The sequence below is a fragment of the Acinetobacter sp. AR2-3 genome (assembly GCF_001878775.1).
GTDB lineage: Bacteria > Pseudomonadota > Gammaproteobacteria > Pseudomonadales > Moraxellaceae > Acinetobacter > Acinetobacter lwoffii_D.
Genome location: NZ_MJIQ01000059.1, coordinates 81,359 through 99,793, shown reverse-complemented (window position 1 = coordinate 99,793; position 18,435 = coordinate 81,359). Strand labels below are relative to the sequence as shown.

The window sequence follows — 18,435 nt, the reverse complement described above, 5'->3', positions numbered from 1 at the left end:
TTTCCTTATTTCATTAATGCTTTACGCATTTTAAAAATCAATGTATTTACGTCTTTTTCTCGCTGAGCTAAAGCTTCACTATAACTTTGAGCATCCTGCAAACATGATGCTAAGTTCTGCTGCTGAACTTTACGTAATTCTTCACTCATAATTAAAACAACATCATCACGTTCTATTAGCTGTTCTTTGGCTAGAAAATTTGTAATTTCATTCACCATACCTTGCTGCCAAACCTCACTAAAGCGTATAAGCCAAATTTTCTGTGCCGTTGTTTTGGTATTAAAGATGACCTTTTCTAACTGTTGCATAAACTGGTGAACAAGCTTGGTGAGTTCTTGCTCTTTTTCAAGCTTCTCTTGACGGTGTCCATTCGGTTGGAAGGCATAAGTAGTATGAATACCTAAACGCTTTTGTAAATAAAATTGATCTAACTCATTCTGGTACTGCTCAATACATGGCAGAATATCAAGTACAGTTTGTTCATCTATAAGTTTATTTAAGCCAGCATCCAACAAAGGCTGAAACTGTTTTAGTAAAGATAAACGCTCACTGCGCCACTCAGCAAACCACTTGGCTATTTCTTCACTTTCAATGCTATTGTCTAAACCAATCTGTATGAGGTCTTGTTGATACTTATCAACGAGAATGAGATAGTCTTCCGCTGACTTACGTAGAACACTGACTACTGTTCTCACAAAATCTAGGGATTGGTCTAGCCATTCCATTTCTTTTAATGTCTTGGTACATAGCGTTGCAGTATGTTCAGCGAGTAATTCAAAACTTGGGCGTGCTTGTTGTTCAAGCTGAGCGAGTCCAAACAATGTATTGGTCTGTTCTAAATTAGAAGAAATCTGTTGTGACTCTGATAATAGGTTTATTAAATTCGAACGCAACGGCGTTAAACCTAGATCAAGTCGTTTTTTAATCTGTTGTAATTGTGATTCAAGTAACTGCTTTTCTTCCGTAGTGACATTGATACTTACAGGTAACTTTTTGTCTAGTTCTTGATTGAGTTCAACTGTATTTTTAACTAAATCTAAGTGCTCATTTTCCCATAAATCGAGATTGTTTAATAGATTACAAATCCATTGCTGACTTGCTTGACTATACTGCCAAACTGAACTTTGAATTGCACTTAAATTATAATTATTTAAATCAATTCTATAGTCATAATCTGAAGTAAATACATTTATTGGTGCTGATTCTGGTAATTCGGCAATTTGTGACTCTAATCCTACTAACTTCTTTTGCAATTGTATTCGCTTGTAGTAAGCATCGAAAATCTTATTGTATTCATCACATTGCTGTTGAGCTTCATTTAAACGTTCTTGAAAATCATCTTCATCCTCATTATGAAACTTCCCCAGAAAAGGTTCAAAATTTGGAACCCAATCTTGTTGTATAAAAAAGTCTAAAATAGTCTTTGCTTTCTCTAAATTTGTTAGCCGAGGATTATCTATTGTCACTTCTGGATTAGTAAAAAATTTTAAAGCCGGAAAGATCACCCAGGTTGAATGATTCGTCACTCCTGAAAATTCAAAATTTTCTGCATTTTTTTTAAAATTTATAATACCTTGAGTAGAATAGCTAAGACGAGCATTTGTATAAACTTCTATACTTACAAGTTGTTGGCCTGCAAATTTTATAGGAAAATTAAAATCTCTTCGGTCTTTATAGCCTGTAATATTTTCCTGTTCTGAATTAAATTTAAAATAGTTAGTAAGTACATCCCATTGTTTTTTTCCAATCCCATTAGGCGCATATTCTTTTTTTTGCTTCTCCCAATCACCCCAAGGCACATGAGGCATGTATTCAAAATTGGGGAATAAAAATCCATTTCTTTTATCAAAAACAATTTCACGTTTATTTTTGAACCCATACCAATCCTGCTGGCTAATTGCCTCCAACAAAATTTTCTCAGCACCTTCTTGAAAATTTTCTAACTCAGGGGCTAATTGCGCTAGTTTTGCTTGTGCCTGATTAAGCAATGATTCTTGTTTTGCCTTTTCCAACTGAAGCTGACTAACGTGTTCAATCACCTCTGGCGAGCTTTTATCAAATAGTTGAAATTGTAACTCTTTAAGCTGTTGTAACATTGTAGCTCGTTGCTGTTCTAATGCATCTCTTTCAGCATAATTAATTTTAGAAACCGTATTCACATCACCCTCTGTATCTTTCATTCAAGTTTTATTAAAACTTTCACATTTATTATTTACACAATGACCTAAGAGATATAATTCCTTATATCTCCAAATAAAATTGAGTCAAAAATTTCCAATAATTAAAATATAAATCTTATGACTAAAGTCATCACCAATTACGTCGATCCCAATGCAACCATTGTTTAGCATCTAAGGTGATATCACTTTGTAGTTTAAGCATAGTCAGTATGGTGAGTCGATTCTCAGGATCACCAGTTAAACAACTTGCAGAAAATTGGTGGCAATTATCAAAAAATAAGTTGTAATCACGTCTAGAACTTATAAATTTTCTTGCACGTTCAGCAACAACCTCACTGCCTACAGGATCACCATTATTACAAGAGACATAAATGGCATTTGCAGGTGTACCACTAATGAATTCTTGAGGAGTTACACTTTCAATATTTCCATGTTTGTTTAAATGGACAATTTTATTGTTACCAATATAAACACCTGAATGTTCAGTGTTCAAAAATAAATTACAATACACAATTGATCCTGGTATTGGATTTACTCTCATACTCAGATTATTTAATCCATTCGCGACATAATGAGTAGCTACATATTTAGAAACAACAGTGGGTGCAATACTTCCAGATAATGCACCTGTAAGAATATATTTAGCTGAATTTAAAAGGATCGCTGGATCATCTCCTGCTTTCTCAACAATGACCGTTGCCTTCTCAATAGTCTCAATAGTTTTCATTTCAGCATCAAAGGCTTTTTCTTTAGCAACCATCACAGCATATTCAACAACACTGTTATATTTAATAGCATCTGTTGCACTTTTGGCTGTGTCTGTTACAGCATCAATCGCATTACTGAAAAAATCTTTAATTCCCATAACTCCCCCCCCTAATTTAACTTTATCTTTTAAATCGATTTATTCTGCTTACTCACCAACACATCATAAATAATATGCGCAAATTGCTTCATCTTCGCAGGATCACTCATCAACTGTGTCATTTGCTCCATATGCGCTGCATTACTGTCTAATACAGCATCATCAAGCGCCGTGTCAAACTCACCCAGCATGGCCTGTTCACGAGTGTTGTTATGAATCTGTTTCATCATTCGTGTGTTCTCAGACATCTTGTCAGCAATGGTCAGAGCATAGTTGATCATGTCTTTCTCTGTCAGATTGTCCGTCACAAACAGATCATTCATACGGCTTAAAATCTGCGACAAAAAGTCTTCTTTCTTGTCTTTCGGCTTTGCAGTACCCAGTTCATTACCAGGCTCAAGTTTATGCTCGGTACTATCGGCTTTAAGCTGAATATCCTGTTGACGTAACTTGGACAAACGGTAATGCGTCATTGCAACATTGCTTAGATCAACCTCATCCTCTTCGGCCACCTGTTCACGCAGTAATGGGCGCAAGTTACGGGCAAAAAGACTGAGCTTTTCTAACTCCTTGTCGTCATATTCCACGATCTGCGACATAAACTCATAGAAACGGGTAAAACTGCCTAAATCCTTCTTAAAGATTTCCAGCGCATCACGGGCTTTCTTCGCTTCAGCAAATTCGTTTTCCGCATTGGCAATCAGTACGGCGTCACCTGTCTGTTTACAGCGTTCTAAACGGCTCTTGGTGACATCATAATCATTGATGGCTTGTTTATAGCGATGCTGCCAACGTTGTAAAGCGGGCTTACAGATGTTAGCGAGAGCTGCACTGGATTTATTTTTGCTGTAGAAGGCCTCAACGAACTGTTCTACCTCAGTCCAGAGGAAAATGCCTGAGGCTTTCAACTTTTCAAACAGATCATAAACCTGATCAGGATTGGATACATCCGCCAGTTCCGCCGTTTGATAATATGGCTGGAAAGCATCCAGTATATCTTGCGGTTCATTAAAGAAATCCAGAACAAAGGTGCCAGTTTCTGCTTTACCCGGATAAGTACGATTCAAACGAGATAAGGTCTGTACGCATTCCACGCCACCCAATTTCTTATCGACATACATTGCACACAGCTTCGGCTGGTCAAAGCCGGTCTGGAACTTGTTTGCCACAATCATTACCTGAAAGTCATCGCTATCAAATGCCTTACGCATTTCACGACCTTTCATATTCGGGTTCATATTGCTTTCGGTAAATTTTTGACCTAACAGATGGCTACTGTCTGCATCATTGGCATTAAATTCTACATCGCCTGAGAATGCCACCATGGCTTGAATGTTGGCATAGTTCTGTTCAGCAATGTATTTATCAAAAGCCTGTTTATAACGCACCGCTTCTTTACGAGAACTGGTCACCACCATGGCTTTGGCTTGTCCACCGAGTAAGCCCATAATATTTTTCTTGAAATGCTCAATGATGATATTCACTTTTTGCGAGATATTATGATCGTGTAAGCGTACCCACTGATTCAGCCTGGTCTTGGCTTTCTTGGCATCGACCTGAGCGTCTTTTTCTTCGATCTTCTGCTTGAGCTTGTAGATGACTTTATAGTTGGTGTAATTCTTCAGTACATCCAAAATAAATCCTTCTTCAATCGCTTGGCGCATCGAATAGACATGGTATGCCACAGGAATATTGGTTTTAGACGGCGGCATGCTTGGATCAGGCAAGCGACCAAACAGTTGTAAGGTTTTATCCTTTGGTGTTGCAGTAAAGGCATAGAAGCTTAAGTTTGCACTGCCCTTACGTGATGCCATCACTGCATCGAGTACATCTTCAGAAGAAAGCTGTTCATCTTCTTCACGCTCTTCAATCATCAGGGTTTCTTTGAGCTGACGCGCCGTGGAACCGCTTTGGGATGAATGGGCTTCATCGGCAATGACGGCGTATTTACGTTCTTTTAAACTGGTGCTGTTTTCAATGGCACGCAGTACAAACGGGAAAGTCTGAATGGTGACAATAATGATCGGCTGCGCCATTTCCAAGGCTTTGGCCAGTTTCTCGGATTTTGAGCCATCACCTTCTTTATTGTTAATCCGTCCTACCACGCCGTCGGCATGTTCAAACTGGTAGATGGTATCTTGTAGCTGTGCATCCAGAATGGTTCGGTCTGTCACCACAATCACCGAATCAAACATCTTTTTATTATTGGCATCATACAGACTGGAAAGCTGATGCGCCGTCCATGCAATCGAGTTGGATTTCCCCGAACCGGCACTGTGCTGAATCAGGTATTTTTGCCCTGTGCCTTCTGCCAATGAATCTTGAACTAGGTTATTCACCACTTTCCATTGGTGATAACGGGGGAAGATCAGGCTTTCTTTTTTGTATTTACGCCCTTCCCAGTCTTCCTTTTCTTCAATCTGTAAATGAATGAAGTTACCCAAAATATTCAGCAAGCTATCCGGGGTTAAGACTTCATTCCATAAATAGCCTGTGGCGTATTCATTCACATCTTCAGGCACATCATTGCCTGCACCTTGTTCCTTGGTGCCTTTGTTAAATGGCAGGAAGTAGGTGCTGTCACCATTCAAATGCGTCGCCATATAGACTTCATACTGACTCACGGCAAAATGCACCAATGCCCCGCGTTTAAACATCAGCAAGGGTTCAGGCTTATTGGTTTCAGGGTCTTTGGGCAATCGGGTTTTTCGGTACTGTGTCATGGCATTTTGCACAGCCTGTTTAAACTCGGACTTGAGCTCCAGAGTTGCCACAGGGAAGCCATTGATAAACAGTACCAGGTCGATGCGCCATTTCTTGGCTTGTTTGCCAGTTGCCTCTAATTCGGCTTTGGATGTATATGGGCTATACACCAGTTCAGGCACCACACGGCAGATATTTTGCTGATAGCGCTGATTCAGTTCGGGGTTTAAGCCATGTTCAGGTTTAAACTGACAGAATGAAAAGCGTGTGCCACGGGTCTTGATACCATGACGGAGTATGCCCAATGTGCCATAACTGCGGGATTCAACATCGGTGGCATTGATATCGGCTTTTTTAAGCTGAGCCACCACGGTATCTAAAAAATGGCGTTCGGTATCATTCGGGAAGATGTTTTTAAACTTCTGCCACTCTTTGTCTTGGGTCTTTTGTACGAAGTCTAAAACATCCTGTTCATACAAAGCTTTTTCACGGTCGTAGCCTATACCTGAACCCACAAGCCAACCATGGCTTTGCATTTGCGCAATAATATCTTGCTGGAAGATGGTCTCTAAAGTTGCATCCGATCTCATTTTTCCCCGACCCTCTCAATACTCAAATTTCTTTATTACTGTTCTATCTGCCAAATAGGATGGCTTTGCCACTCTTCAGGGAAGCCCATCGCTGTTTTTGATATGTTGTGATGTGTCAAAAGCAGATCAACCAGACGTTTACGCCATGTATGTTGTGGGGCGATTTTGTCCATGAAATAAAGCAGAAATACCAGACTGTTATAAATCTTTCGCTCTGCCGAGTTACTAGGTTCAAAATTGCATTGCACCCGAAGCCCCATCGGCTTACTGCGCGGCTTGGCAATGGTTTTAGTGAATTTGCGGTTCCATAGTCTTGAATGATGGGCACAGGTATTTCTTAAGTAGACAAAATGCTGTAATAAGCCTTCAAACTGTTTTTCATCGCAATCAAAATGACTGGAAATGGCTTTACGTGTCTGAATCGGTGCCAAGAGCTGATACCATTTGGACAGTTGCCCAAAACTCATGACTTCGCAGGTTGCCCAAATCGGTGGTAATTCAGGCTCATCATAGGTACGTTTATAGTGTTCGATAAAGACTTCATCTGCCCGGGACACTTCAGTTTTCAGTGATTCGAGTAAGCTTTGCCATCTAAAGGTGGGTTTAAAGTATTGCCCTTGCAGATAGGCGTGACAGCCATGCCGATGTGCCAGTTCATAGGCAAAACGGGTACGAACGGCAACTTCCAGGCGTTCTATGGCATCCAGGATGAGTAGCCTTAATTCACGATCAAATACATACAGCGCTAACACCTGTTCAAAACTGGTATCTGGTTTAAAGCAATGTGGTGAATGGGTGTATTCAAACGGAAGCCAGTAGGCACCTAAGCGATAATAATTGATTTGCTCTAGGTAAAATTGTGCATCTTGCTCATTGGCAAATTGCATGCCACGCGCTTTTAATAGCTCAATTTGTTCAGCAAAGGTTTTGGCAGGCTTGTTAAAAGATTTCATAGATGGCTTGCCCTGATTGTTATATTTTTTAGGGCTCCAGAAACAAGTAACCCGACAGTTTGAGGATGCAATTGCTTGCCTAGCCTTGTCGGGTGTTGTTGAGCATATAGTGAATCATTGCAATTATTTATGCAATGATTTTTTGTATCTGCTTGATTCCACATTTGTTTGAGGCAACTGAGAGTATTCATGCGCTAAACTCCGTTTTAGCCTCATTGAGGTGTTGCCAGTTGTGTACGTCAATTTTTCCTGTAACCGCAGATGAAATAAGGGCTGTACGGCGTTCTTTGAGTAATTTAATTTGATCAGTTGCTTTTGATATCAACAAATCAAATTTAGCTTTTTGTTGTTTTATGAAAGCATCAATAGCTTTCCTTTCTTCCATATCTGATGGAAATGATATCTTCAAGTTTTTTAGAGCTTCTGCCGTTAATTTTGGCTGTGCTGATCCACTCACCAAAGGACTAATATCAATAATTTCAATTAACTCAGCCCAATAGTCAGCTAAACCATCTTGAGGATGTAAAATATGAGCATGGTTATTTACCCAATATTTGCCATAAGCAGGAAATGCTAAAGGCGTATTCCTATTAACGAGATTAGCTCCATCTTCACCAACTAAGACGTTTGGCTCATCAAAGATATAATCATCAATATAATCAATTACACCTGATGCACCGTAATAGCGATAATCACCACTAAAGTTACCTCGTTCTTCAGCACTAAGAGGTATCCGTTTATAATCTTTGTTTTCCAAAATAAATTTAATAGGACTAATTTCCCAATGCTCAGGCACTTGCCCTAACCATTCCACACCTGAATCTTTCATCGCTACATCAGGATTTAAACCTTTGGTGACGGCATGGCTAATTACCGCTTGACGCTTTTCTTTCAGTAGTTCAATCAGCTTTTCTTGTTTAGCAATTAAGCTGTCAATTTTTGCAGTTTCATGGTCGAGGAAATTGGCGATTTTTACTTGTTCTACATATTCAATACTTGGGATAGTAATATTCACCAAATCAGATGAATTAATAGCTGGATAGCTTACACCTACTGAACGAGCCACAACTTCTTTGATAAACCCTTTAGCCCTTAAACAATATGATGCGAAACTTTTATACAAGTATTGATTAGGACGAATAACAGCAAATCCTGTTGAAACGATTAGATTTTCAGGAGGATTGTTAATAGGTGCTATTGCTTCTAAATAGGTGCGAACTGTTGAAACAATCACATCACCATCTCTAACGATACGTCTAGCTCGTGACGGTGCATCCTTAAAAATCATTGTTTCAATTTTAGAAATACCATCAACTGCTGAAACACTACCAATATCAATATATTGAATCTCTGCATCTTTAGCTGTTGTTTCAGGTAAAACCTCATCATTGTAAGTGCATAAATATTTCAAAGGTTTTGAATCCCAATGGCGAGGAATTTCACCTAACCACTCAACACCTGAATCTTTATATTCAGCATATTTCTGATACTTCGCCATTAAGAATGCACCTCTTGAAGCAGTGCCATAATTTCACGGCTGACTGCATCCAAATCTGCATCAATTTCCGCTAAGTCACGTGGTGGTTCATACACATAAAAATGACGGTTAAACGGAATCTCATAACCGACAATACCAATTTCGCTATCTTGTGCATCACGCTTATCGGCATTAATCCATGCATCAGGTACATGCGGTTGCACCTCACGCTTAAAGTAAGACTCGATTAAATCGGTGGTGCTTTGGCTTGGGTCAAGGGCAATGTTTTCCGCATCACGTAAATCACCATCCTGCACAAATTCAACCACTTTTCCTTTATAAGCAAACTGACCATATAAAGGATTAACTTTGATCTTTAATACTTTATTGATGACAGGTTCAGCTTCGGCATTTTTCCACGTGATTGCATCCAGGAATTGCTTCTTCTCTTTAGTTTCCAGTTTCACATTAGCATCTTTTAACGCTTGCTTGAGTACATCATCAAAAGCATTAAAGTCATCAAACTGCGCCGTGCCGATCTTCGCTTGTAAACATTTCGCTTTGTTTAATAAGTTACGCTGTTCCAACCACAATTTTGGCTCAAGCACGGTCTTAATATCTTTTTCTTTCAGCTCGCTAAATTCCGCTTTAATCAGCGCACGGATTTCCACATCAAACTCATCAAGCTGACCATAGCTGTCTTCTGTCCAGTTCGTAGCGTATTGCTCATGAACCTTTTGCATCACTGCATTAAACGGCTTCGGGGCAAAACGTAACGATGCCACGGCGTCATCACTTACCTGAGCAGATAAACGCAAAGGACGCTCAATGGTCACACGGCGGTAACCAAACTCGTAGCTGTTAAAGATTTTACTAGAAAAGGTTTTAGCAGCTTCATTTTTAGGATTAGCCGATTGACGACCACGATTAGATTTAACCTCTGCGGGTTTATCCAGTTCACGTGCATCCGTCACTTCAAAGTCACCATAACTGCGGGTAATCATCGCAATATCGTCTTCGCTCATTTCATTACGTTTAGAGCCAAGAGACTTACGCATTTTGCTGTACAGGTTGCTACCGTCAATCAGCTGTACTTTGCCCTTACGTTGAGTCTCTTTTTTATTGCTGAGTACCCAAACATAAGTCGCAATACCGGTGTTATAGAACATATCGGTGGGTAGCGCGATAATCGCTTCCAATAGATCGGCTTCTAAGATATAACGACGGATTTCACTTTCACCACTGCCTGCACTGCCTGTAAACAACGGCGAACCATTCAGGATAATGCCGATACGACTGCCCTGACTATTGCTGTCAGTATCACGCATTTTGCTAATCAGGTGCATCAGGAACAGTAAAGAGCCATCCGATACACGTGGCAAGCCTGCACCAAAACGACCTTCAAAGCCTTTTTGCTCATGCTCGTCTTTGATGTCCGATTCGATCTTTTTCCAGTCCACCCCAAATGGCGGGTTAGACAGCATGTAGTCAAACTTCTCATACGCCAACTGGTCATTGGACAGCGTATTGCCGAGTTTGATGTTACGCACGTCCTGACCTTTAATTAGCATGTCTGCTTTACAGATCGCATAAGACTCTGGGTTTAACTCCTGACCAAAAACCCGCATCACCGCATCAGGATTATGCTCATACACATATTCTGAACCTGAGGATAAAAATCCACCCGTACCCGCCGTCGGGTCATAAATTGTGCGGATGATACCGTCACCATTCAGAACGTCATCATCCTTGCTGAATACTAGGCCTGTGGTTAAACGAACGATGTCACGCGGGGTAAAATGTTCCCCTGCGGTTTCATTTGAACCTTCGGCAAAACGGCGGATCAGTTCTTCAAACACCAAGCCCATTTCATGGTTAGATATATTTTTTGGACTGAGATCAATTTTAGGGTCTGAAAAATATTGAACGACTTTGTAAAGCAAGTTGGCATCATCCAGAAGACCAATAAATTCGTCGAACTTGAAGTGTTCAAAGATTTCACGTGCGTCTTTGGAGAAGTTTTGAATATAAGTATTGAGGTTTGAACGGATGTCCTTTTGACCCAGGCTGCCTAAATCCAGTTCTGAGGTATTGAAAAATGACAAACCACCTGTGGCTCTGAGCAATATCTTTTCTTTAGCATCTTCAGGAAGTTGCTTTTCTTTTTGTTTTTCTTTTTCATTAGCAACCAACACATCCGATTTGGTAGGCGCCAATACACACTCCAGACGGCGAAGCAGTGTAAAGGGTAGAATCACACGACCATATTGCGATTGTTTGAAGTCACCACGCAGGAGATCGGCAACCGACCAGATAAAAGCTGCTACTTGTGAAAAATTATTATTTGTCATTAAAAAATACCGCTAGCACTCAGGCTATAAAAACTTGAAATTTATAGTTTCATTGTGCCTGATTTACAACATGTTTTGCTAGAGATAGACTGTACAAAAGAATATTAATTAGTATGCCTATGAGTTTTTTAAGTATTATTGAAAATAAAGAAATTTTTAGCTTTATGCTCAATAATGAGCAATGGGACAGATTGAAGGTTGATATAAAATACACCGATCATTAAAAGTTTGTTCTAGTAAGCCCTTCACGTCTGTCCATACCATTTTGGTACTCCCTCGAACCTATCAAGCTCTTTATCGTGAAGGTATATCACCAATCTAATTCTGGCTTTGCGGTCTTTATAACCAGTTTTTGAGTTCGTTTATTATTACCTGAGGCTTTTTTGCGAACTTTACCTTTGAGCTTAAGCAACTGTATCGGTGAAAATGATACTTCAGGTATCAATTGATCTAGATTACCCAACATATTGAGCGCACCTAAAATAGCGATCAGCTCTACTAGTCGAACGTCGCCTTTCTCCGCATTAAGGACAGCTCTCCGACTAATCCAAGCTTTATTAGCAATCTCCGCTTGTGTCATATCTTGATTCAATCGGATGCGTTTTAGGCGCTCACCTATTACTGACGCAATATATATCGGACTATCATTTTCGGAATAATTCATTATTTATTATCCTCATCTAGCTATGTGTTGTGCCGCCGTCATATAAAAATCTAGTCAAAATACCAAAATCTTTAGATCCAAATATGGCACAGCTCTCATGTTAGTTGCCAGTTCTTTGTTAATATCTATGCCTAACTAAATGCGCATTTACCCTAGCTAAAACTGAACATAATGAACGTCCCATCATCAGTTTCCGATGGACTCAATCTTGGCCGCTCTTCCGTATAAATAAAATAAGAAAAATACAAAACACAGTTAAACCAGTCACATTCAAAAACAAAGAATCAATAACTTAAATAAAAAAATCTATCTAAGCAAACCCTTAGCCTAGTTTAAAAAGAATTCAAATTCATCAAAAACCACTCACATTTATAACCATTTTCTTGATCTTTTTTTTGAAATTAACTTTTTAAGCATGTCTCTATATACATTAAAAAAAATAAGGAGCATGAATATGGCATCTAAACAATCAGGTCAGAAGAAAAACGCTAAAGCAAAGTTTGACTCACATCAGGTCACCCTTACCCCATACCCACCTTTAAGTAAAATTTACAATTGCTATGCACAAATCTTAAAGGCAGCAAAATTGCCTTCAATTTATCAGCCAGATATCAAGTTACTTTATCCCTCAAAAATTTCAGAGAATGAGTTCTTCGTCTTGGATAACTTCCTGCTTCTATATACTTCCAAAACACAAAGTTTATCCATCAATGCACGCTATATTGTGCAAACCGACATCGACCTACCTCTGCTCAAATATCAACTCAGTACACGCTTATTCAAATTAATCATGGAACTTAAAATTACGATCAACCTTATCCAGCCAAATAGCTTATTACATGCACTCAATACCTCACTTTCAAAAAAAGCAATTTACGATTTAAACGCTCTTTATCATGATAAACCACGCTGTGAGTTATCGCTTGATTTGCTCGCAAAAATTATCGGCTGTAGTCGTAATCAGCTCTTGCATCAACAAAAAAAAATCCATTCTAGTTACACCGAAAAAATCCAGCAACTCACTGAAAAATGCGAAGCACTCAAACATTCTGAACCGAGCCCAAACCTTTTTTGGAGAGCGCAACATGCAGGCTAAGCAATTAATTCAGCGCCTTTTAGAGCAAGAGTTCATACACGATCATTATGCTGAAGTACTTGAGCAATACCTAAATCGCACAGTTGATATTCCTGAACTGAAGCAGTTATTAAAGCTCGATAATGAGATAGAGCAGAATCACCAATCACTGTTTCTACCTGCTCCACCTTCTGTTTCAGCACATCCTATTTGTGCGTATATTTATTCAGTACAACAGCACTCCCAGCATTCTGTTATACAGCGATGGTCAGTCCACAATTTACATGCTGTCTGCATTCTTAAATCTATTCCAAATGCAGGTAAAAAAGACCATCAAACAACGATTATTAAAGTACTTGATCGATTTAGGTTAGCAAATGAAGCTTATGCTGCATCGCAGCAAGCAACACAGCTCAGTAAGTCTCAACAAAAATATTTATGGCTATGGCAACAACTTCCTAGCGATAAAACACCATTAGCTGAGTTTGTAAAGAGCTTACGCAGCTTAGAAACCAATTCTAATCTGAACCGTTTTCAATATTTATTGATTCTTGATCTACGGCGTTTTTATGATTATGTGTTGGCACTGAAACCTAAAAAAAATTATTCAGCACCGCCCAAACACATAGATGAACCACATTATCTAGATGAGTACGGTGCAATTTTATGCTGCCCACAAGACATACTACAAAAGGAAGATCCTGCTCTATATTACGAGAAATTACAGGATGAACAGCCAAATCAGCAATACTCCATCAATACAGCACAGGTATCGCCATTAACAAGCCAATCTAGTTTTTTACAACATAAAATTAGCCAGCTCACACAACAACACATTATTAGACAGCAGCATGATTTTATGTGTAGCAAGCATTATCCAGACTTCAATAGCCTGAGCTTACTTGTACAACATTGTCATCAACTCTATTTAAATCATCCAGAAAAAAACAAAGCATATCTTTTTATCTTACTCAGTTTCTTGAGTGGTGTTCCTATTGAGCAATGGCTATATCTACAATCCAGACAACGCTATGCACTCAATAAACGACAGAAGGTCATTTTTGAAAACGATCAATATTTTCTACGTTCCAAATTCACACTGTTTGAGGACTCTGCTTTTGAATACAAAGACCAATTGCTTAATCAGGTGACCCATTTCGATTTGCCTTTAGTAAAAGAGCTGGTAGAGGGTTTAAGACAACCGCCAACAGTGAAGCAAGAACAGGTCGCACATGCATTAAAAAAATGCCGTGAAGAACTCTTCATTCCGTCGTTATCAACTAAAAAAATAAGTGTTTTATTACATCACTGTATTTACCATTACACTCAAAATGAACAACTAGCCGACATTCTTACAGGCATCGATGCAAATCGATCAGTTTCTATTTCATATTGTTCGTATCCAATCTACCGTTTGCAGCAAAGCTATCAGGGTACAGTACAACAACTATCAAATGATTTAGCAAAAGAAATCCATGTCATTGATGATGATCGAGAAAGATTTGGTAGCTGTAAAGCGCCGAAACCTGCAACAGTGACGGCGATATTTGCATATTTACAACATCAGATTATTCAAGCTAAACACCATGGGCAAATGCTTGAGATGTTCAATCATTACAATGTCTGGCTGTGGCATATTTTATTATTGTTCAGTGCTGCTCGACCTGTCAGCGAGTTCCCGGGTTTCTTAAAAAATTTCGATTTAAAACAACAGTGGCTTTGGATTTCTGATAAAGAAATTCACTCAAGAACGGATGATGGGCGTTTAATCCCATTATGTGATTTTGTTGTGAAGGAAATCCGCTTATTCATTACCTACTTAAATGAATTTAAACAACTACACCCAGAGCATCAACCGTATATTCAAGAAATTTTAAGCAGTAAAAGACCCCTTCTCAGTGTCTATCAACATGGTCAATGGCAAGCCCTCAGCCCTCATTTAGTCAACAGTTTCACTCGTATTATGCAACTTGATCATGCCAATTGGCTTAGGCACACAGCTCGTGCATATCTCACCGAAAAAGCAGATGAAAACTTCATTCTGGCTTTGTTTGGGCATGAGCAAAACCAACAAGAAATGGGGCAAAAATTCTCAAGTCTTTCGCTTCAACAATATAAAGAACTCGCCAACTGCCTCAACGATATGCAGCACGCTTACCAAATTGATGGGATGTATGAACATGCTTAAACAAAAACATTATGCACATGAGCGCCGTGCTAAAGATAGAAATAAAAAACAAATGAAAGAGCGCTTACATATTCAATTGATTATTGAGGAGTTTCTCTCCCAAGAAAAATTACAACAGGCACAACAATCACAAAATTTCCCAGATCTCTATAACCAAGTGATTCAGCACTTAGAGCAACAAAAAGTAAGCTTTTCTTTAAAAAAGAGCTTTTATCAGCACTTCCGCAAACACATCATTCAATACAATCGCACCAATGATGCAGACTTACCACTGCCTACGCAGCACCTCGCTTCTATTCAACGAGCCTCTTTACTCTTTAATGAATCTTGGTTAGAGAATTCGAAATATCTCACATATTTAAAAGAGCGACTCTGGCGTTATTGGCATACTGTAGAATATTTTTCGGATGATGAAATTGTTGGCAATCTTCTTATAAGTGCAATCCTGTACGGCGGACTTTCACATCATTCAAGCTTGAATGCTTTACTTGAACATCTCAAATCTGATGAAGCAATCTACCATCTTCAGACCTTACAACTTCCGCTTCTATTCTTAGAACCTCAATCGCCGCAATATGGTGATTTATATGATCCTAAACAAACCTTAAGGAAATCTCGAAATTTTGTACCAGACCGGCTAACACAGCTCTGGATTACTCGATTTAAGACACAATTAATAGATATCCAACACGATTGTTACACTTATATCCGTTACGTTTTTAATGCCTTAGAGCTTTCTTTTAACCAGAAGAAATTTAATCAGCTTTTACAAACCTCCAGTCATTCATTTATGCAACTAGACAAGGTCAAATTAAGCCCTGCGCTTGCACAGTGTTTAACTGAAGAAATAGAAAGCTGTGGCTTAAGTCCAAGTGCTTTTAAACGCTATCTCTCACCTCAGCTAATACTTGACCACTCCGATCAAACTGAAGAACCACAGCCCCAAAATATCAACAACAGAGTAAAAGAGGAAAAATTACACACTGAAGATCCTCTTGAGGCACTTACTGCTTTGCATAAACAAATTTTGACATTCTTTAAAAATAGGCATAAGACTACCTCGGATCTATGTAACCTGCTGCACAGCCAACATGCCTATCTTCCAGAAAATGCGAAACGGCTTGGGCTTTGGCTATTTAGCTTATTTCGTCCGACTACAGAAGATATTAAGCAAATCACAGAGCTTTATCAGCTCGATCAAAACAAGTACTTACTCTATATCAATCATCAGCAGAAGATTCGTCATTCTTCAATCTATAGTTATTACACCAAACTTGCCGAGTCATGGTTATTACATAGCACCGATTTTATAGAAGAATGCAATCTCAATGATCACCTAGAAGTGATCTACAAGCGTATGTTAAACGGCGTCGGTAAATCTAAATCACAAAAATTTGATCTCTTAAAACGTTTTCATCACTTTCAGCGTGTCATATTTGATGCTGATGTGTTCCCAATGCAGAATGAAAGGTTTCATTTAAGCTCACCGAAAGCCGAAATCATCTCTGCAAAAATATTCCAACAGATGCTTGCGCGACTTGAATACTATAAAAGCCCAAGCTATACAGCCCATGATTTAGAAATGCTCAGTATCGTATATACGATAGCGTTTCGTACGGGCATGCGGATTAATGAAATACTCGGCATGCGAATCAAGGATGTTGAAGGTATTCAAGCCAGTTCAATTTGGATACGTCCATATCGTGCAAAGCATCAACAACATTTACTTAAAACAGATAGTGCTGAACGCAATCTCAACGTTCAAATTCTACTAACTCAAGAGGAGCATCTTAAATTTCAACATTACTGTCAAGTACGGCGCCGTGCTTATAGGCCCAGTCAATACTTGTTCACGATGTGGAACAGTACTGAACGCCTTAAACCTAATATGGTGACACTTCCTTTTCAACGCATCCTAGATGCAATATTGCCTGGTCATCGTTATTCTTTTCATTCTTTACGGCATACTGCAGCGAATAACCTCGCTATAATTTTGACTATGGACTACGAGTTTGTAGTTGCATTCACGGACTATTCAAACGATCATTACAACCTCATCAGAAGTCATCTATTACGCTCTAAAGCACCACAAGACAGCTGGTATTTAATTGCGCACCTGCTCGGTCATATTGAACCAAACGAGACCTTCCGAAGCTATATCCATCTCAGCTATGTGATGGCAGGTTTTCAATTACGTCAATTTGATCTGATGCTTTCCACCCAAATTATTCAAAAAATCTGTCCAACTTTAATAACGCCGTTGAAACATGCTCAAGAGATCCACCTCAGCAGTTTTGACACTCAAATGCTTCAAGCGACTCATGTAATACCATTAGGCATAGATAAACAATCAAGTATGCCAATCAATAAAAAAGAAATTCAGCAAAAACCTACTGATGATTGCATCTATGGTACTGCTCGATCAGAATATCCGTCTGCACTGATCATAAAAATACTCAAAGCATTAGATCAATCTTATACACCTGAGCTTCTGTCTCAAAAGTATGACTTTCCAATTAAGACACTCATGCTGTGGCAACAAAATATACTTAAGCTCAAACAACTCAAAAATCGCAAGAACCGACCTCGCTTCATTATTGATGCTGATAAATCACAACGCATACTTCCACATATTGAAACCAAGGAAGAAAAAATAGTCTTAGAGTATTTTTTTAAACGGCTTAATAAATTGAAAAGTGATGATGCAAACATCTTAAATGCACTACATATTTTTGAAATGAAAGCCAACATTTCACATGCTGGATTAATCTTTAATAGTGCTGATATAAGGCTAGCAAATCGATTTTTAACAGGAATTTATTCTTTATTTCCAGAAAAATATTGGCAGATTGCTATATCTTCTGAAATCTCTGAGGAAAAGCTCATGGAACGACTGCAGTTTAAATTTCTATCTTGCAGCATGAACAGCAGTCTAAATAATTCTTTTAAGTTTGAGCTAGTATCCCAAAACAATGGAAAAGCACTAACCGTCTTACGCTATTGCATGTTGGTTTTACTGATCCTGTGTACGCCGTCGCAACCTAGATCATAGCTGATCTGGCTGATAACCTGAAAACTCATAAAAGTCATGCAACAATTGAGCATAGACATCTGAAAAATTTATTAAGTTTTCTGGTTGTAAACCATAATGGTCAAAATAGCGATCATCAATGAAATAAGCTAATCCTATGTGCGTGTTGAGATAGGTTGATACGCCCAGTTGCCGACAAAAGTCAGGATTATATTGCAACTGTAATTGCGTATTACAAATAATTTTTGAGGCTACAATTTTAGCTACATTGCGAATATTGAGATGGCGAATACTAGGATGCATCGATGTCACAATTCGACTCGAAGAATAATCCATCATGATCGTTTGGCCTTCAATT

Annotated in this window: 11 protein-coding genes; 3 read left to right on the top strand and 8 right to left on the bottom strand. The window is 38.8% G+C overall.

Going from position 1 to position 18,435, the window contains the following annotated elements:
* Positions 1–5: 5 nt before the first annotated feature.
* The 7 genes from BFN00_RS11545 to BFN00_RS11510 all read right to left on the bottom strand — a co-directional run bounded on the left by BFN00_RS11545 (position 6) and on the right by BFN00_RS11510 (position 11,783).
* Positions 6–2,180: a coiled-coil domain-containing protein gene (locus BFN00_RS11545; protein WP_249449790.1), complete on the bottom strand. Its 2,175-nt coding sequence runs from the start codon at positions 2,178–2,180 to the stop codon at positions 6–8.
* A 130-nt stretch (positions 2,181–2,310) separates the two neighbouring features.
* A complete protein-coding gene (locus BFN00_RS16055; RefSeq protein WP_213032103.1) occupies positions 2,311–3,045 on the bottom strand; it encodes a lecithin retinol acyltransferase family protein in 735 nt (244 codons plus the stop codon).
* 29 nt (positions 3,046–3,074) lie between these two features.
* Entirely contained in the window at positions 3,075–6,338 is a 3,264-nt protein-coding gene (locus BFN00_RS11535) for a type I restriction endonuclease subunit R (RefSeq protein ID WP_071851780.1), read from the bottom strand.
* A gap of 35 nt (positions 6,339–6,373) precedes the next feature.
* The gene (locus tag BFN00_RS11530) at positions 6,374–7,291 is read right to left on the bottom strand and encodes an Abi family protein (protein ID WP_071851778.1); all 918 of its coding nucleotides are present in this window, start codon (positions 7,289–7,291) and stop codon (positions 6,374–6,376) included.
* A gap of 187 nt (positions 7,292–7,478) precedes the next feature.
* Positions 7,479–8,789, bottom strand: coding sequence for a restriction endonuclease subunit S (locus BFN00_RS11520; RefSeq protein WP_071851774.1), 1,311 nt, complete (start codon positions 8,787–8,789; stop codon positions 7,479–7,481).
* The gene (locus tag BFN00_RS11515) at positions 8,789–11,119 is read right to left on the bottom strand and encodes a type I restriction-modification system subunit M (RefSeq protein ID WP_071851772.1); all 2,331 of its coding nucleotides are present in this window, start codon (positions 11,117–11,119) and stop codon (positions 8,789–8,791) included. Before BFN00_RS11515 ends, BFN00_RS11520 begins: the two co-directional genes overlap by 1 nt.
* Positions 11,120–11,429: 310 nt before the next feature.
* On the bottom strand, positions 11,430–11,783 hold the full coding sequence (locus tag BFN00_RS11510; protein ID WP_005103547.1) for a helix-turn-helix domain-containing protein: 354 nt from the start codon (positions 11,781–11,783) through the stop codon (positions 11,430–11,432).
* Between the two features lie 454 nt (positions 11,784–12,237).
* Between BFN00_RS11510 and BFN00_RS11505 the strand changes: the two genes are divergently transcribed.
* The 3 genes from BFN00_RS11505 to BFN00_RS11495 are packed head-to-tail and all read left to right on the top strand — an operon-like array spanning position 12,238 to position 18,098.
* Positions 12,238–12,879 (top strand): hypothetical protein, encoded by a 642-nt coding sequence (locus tag BFN00_RS11505; RefSeq protein WP_071851770.1) that lies wholly within the window; start codon positions 12,238–12,240, stop codon positions 12,877–12,879.
* Positions 12,869–15,046, top strand: coding sequence for a hypothetical protein (locus BFN00_RS11500; protein WP_071851768.1), 2,178 nt, complete (start codon positions 12,869–12,871; stop codon positions 15,044–15,046). The genes BFN00_RS11505 and BFN00_RS11500 overlap by 11 nt, the downstream gene beginning before the upstream one ends.
* Complete coding sequence (locus tag BFN00_RS11495; RefSeq protein ID WP_071851765.1) at positions 15,039–18,098, top strand: tyrosine-type recombinase/integrase; 3,060 nt, start codon at positions 15,039–15,041, stop codon at positions 18,096–18,098. Before BFN00_RS11500 ends, BFN00_RS11495 begins: the two co-directional genes overlap by 8 nt.
* On the opposite strand, the gene BFN00_RS11490 is transcribed toward BFN00_RS11495, so the two are convergent.
* A complete protein-coding gene (locus BFN00_RS11490; RefSeq protein ID WP_082180568.1) occupies positions 18,093–18,416 on the bottom strand; it encodes a hypothetical protein in 324 nt (107 codons plus the stop codon). The two genes, BFN00_RS11495 and BFN00_RS11490, sit on opposite strands and share 6 nt — an antisense overlap.
* Positions 18,417–18,435: the final 19 nt, after the last annotated feature.